Origin of the sequence: Streptomyces tricolor (assembly GCF_002155905.1) — a bacterium.
GTDB lineage: Bacteria > Actinomycetota > Actinomycetes > Streptomycetales > Streptomycetaceae > Streptomyces > Streptomyces tricolor.
On sequence record NZ_MUMF01000916.1, the window covers coordinates 1 to 2541 of the forward strand.

The 2541-nt window shown below is 67.3% G+C and carries 1 protein-coding gene and 1 pseudogene; both read left to right on the forward strand.

The annotated features are described in order from the left end of the window. Positions 1 to 699, forward strand: a 699-nt coding sequence (locus CCN44_RS41440) for a carbamoyl phosphate synthase small subunit (RefSeq protein WP_086704371.1), incomplete at its 5' end; no start/stop codon positions are given. Next, positions 692 to 2407: pseudogene (gene carB, locus CCN44_RS41445) on the forward strand (carbamoyl-phosphate synthase large subunit); the annotation flags it as partial. The gene CCN44_RS41440 and the pseudogene carB, both read left to right, overlap by 8 nt. Positions 2408 to 2541 lie beyond the last annotated feature (134 nt).

The following is a 2541-nucleotide window of genomic DNA, read 5'->3' on the forward strand; positions in this document are numbered from 1 at the left end:
GAGGCGGAGCTGCTGGCGCGGGTGCAGGCCCAGCCGCAGATGAAGGGCGCCAACCTGTGCGAGGAGGTGGCGACCAAGGAGGCGTACGTCGTTCCGGCGATCGGTGAGAAGCGGTTCACGGTCGCCGCGATCGACCTCGGCATCAAGGGGATGACTCCGCACCGGATGGCCGAGCGCGGCATCGAGGTGCACGTCCTGCCCGCGACGGCGACCGTGGAGGACGTGTACGCCGTCGAACCGGACGGGGTGTTCTTCTCCAACGGCCCGGGCGACCCCGAGACCGCCGACCACCCGGTGGCGGTGATGCGGGCCGTCCTGGAGCGCGGCACCCCGCTGTTCGGCATCTGCTTCGGCCAGCAGATCCTGGGCCGTGCGCTTGGCTTCGGCACCTACAAGCTGAAGTACGGGCACCGGGGCATCAACCAGCCGGTCCAGGACCGTACGACCGGCAAGGTCGAGGTCACCGCGCACAACCACGGCTTCGCCGTGGACGCGCCGCTCGACGGGGTCTCGGAGACTCCCTTCGGCCGGGTCGAGGTGTCCCACGTCTGCCTCAACGACGGTGTGGTGGAAGGCCTCCGGCTGCTCGACCGCCCCGCGTTCTCCGTCCAGTACCACCCCGAAGCGGCAGCCGGTCCGCACGACGCCGCCTACCTCTTCGACCGCTTCGCATCCTTGATGGAGCCGGCCCATGGCTAAACGCACCGACCTGAAATCCGTCCTGGTGATCGGCTCCGGCCCGATCGTCATCGGCCAGGCCGCCGAGTTCGACTACTCCGGCACCCAGGCCTGCCGGGTGCTCAAGGCCGAGGGCCTGCGTGTCGTCCTCGTCAACTCCAACCCGGCGACGATCATGACCGACCCGGAGATCGCCGACGCCACCTACGTCGAGCCGATCACTCCCGAGTTCGTCGAGAAGATCATCGCCAAGGAGCGTCCCGACGCCCTGCTGCCCACCCTGGGCGGCCAGACGGCCCTGAACACCGCCATCGCCCTGCATGACAGCGGAGTTCTCGCTCAGTACGGCGTGGAGCTGATCGGTGCGCGGCCGGAGGCGATCCACAAGGGTGAGGACCGGGATCTGTTCAAGGTCGTGGTGGAGGAGGTCCGCCGCAAGATCGGGCACGGTGAGTCGGCCCGTTCAGTCATCTGCCACTCGATGGACGATGTTCTGAAGGGTGTGGAGACGCTCGGCGGTTACCCGGTGGTGGTCCGTCCGTCGTTCACGATGGGTGGTGCCGGTTCCGGTTTCGCGCACGACGAGGAGGAGCTGCGTCGTATCGCCGGCCAGGGCCTGACCCTCTCCCCGACCACCGAGGTGCTCCTGGAGGAGTCGATCCTGGGGTGGAAGGAGTACGAGCTGGAGCTGATGCGGGACAAGCACGACAACGTCGTGGTCGTCTGCTCGATCGAGAACTTCGACCCGATGGGCGTGCACACCGGTGACTCGATCACGGTGGCGCCGGCGATGACGCTGACCGACCGTGAGTACCAGATCCTGCGGGACATCGGTATCGCGGTGATCCGTGAGGTGGGGGTCGACACCGGCGGCTGCAACATCCAGTTCGCGGTCAACCCCGAGGACGGCCGGGTCATCGTGATCGAGATGAACCCGCGCGTCTCGCGTTCGTCGGCGCTCGCCTCCAAGGCCACCGGTTTCCCGATCGCGAAGATCGCGGCGAAGCTGGCCGTCGGCTACACCCTGGACGAGATCCCGAACGACATCACGCAGGAGACTCCGGCGTCCTTCGAGCCCACGCTGGACTATGTGGTGGTCAAGGCGCCGCGGTTCGCGTTCGAGAAGTTCCCGCAGGCGGACTCCACGCTGACGACGACGATGAAGTCGGTGGGTGAGGCGATGGCGATCGGCCGGAACTTCACCGAGGCGTTCCAGAAGGCGCTGCGTTCGCTGGAGAAGAAGGGCAGCCAGTTCACGTTCGTCGGCGAGCCCGGCGACAAGGAGGCGTTGCTGCGGGAGGCCGTGCGTCCCACGGACGGCCGGATCAACACCGTCATGCAGGCCATCCGCGCGGGGGCGACGGCGCAGGAGGTCTTCGCGTACACGAAGATCGATCCGTGGTTCGTGGACCAGCTGTTCCTGATCAAGGAGATCGCGGACGAGCTGGCCGAGGCGCCCGAGCTGACCCGTGAGCTGCTGGCCGAGGCGAAGCGGCACGGGTTCTCCGATCAGCAGATCGGTGAGATCCGTGGTCTGCGCGAGGACGTGGTGCGCGAGGTCCGCCATGCGCTGGGGATCCGTCCGGTCTACAAGACGGTGGACACCTGTGCGGCGGAGTTCGCGGCGAGGACGCCGTACTTCTACTCCTCCTACGACGAGGAGAGCGAGGTCGCGTCCCGTGAGAAGCCCGCCGTCATCATTCTGGGGTCGGGGCCGAACCGGATCGGGCACAGAATGATGACGGCGGGCTTCTCACGGGACGCGACCTCGCTCTCCTCGTCGTAGGAGGAGTAGAAGTACGGCGTCCTCGCCGCGAACTCCGCCGCACAGGTGTCCACCGTCTTGTAGACCGGACGGATCCC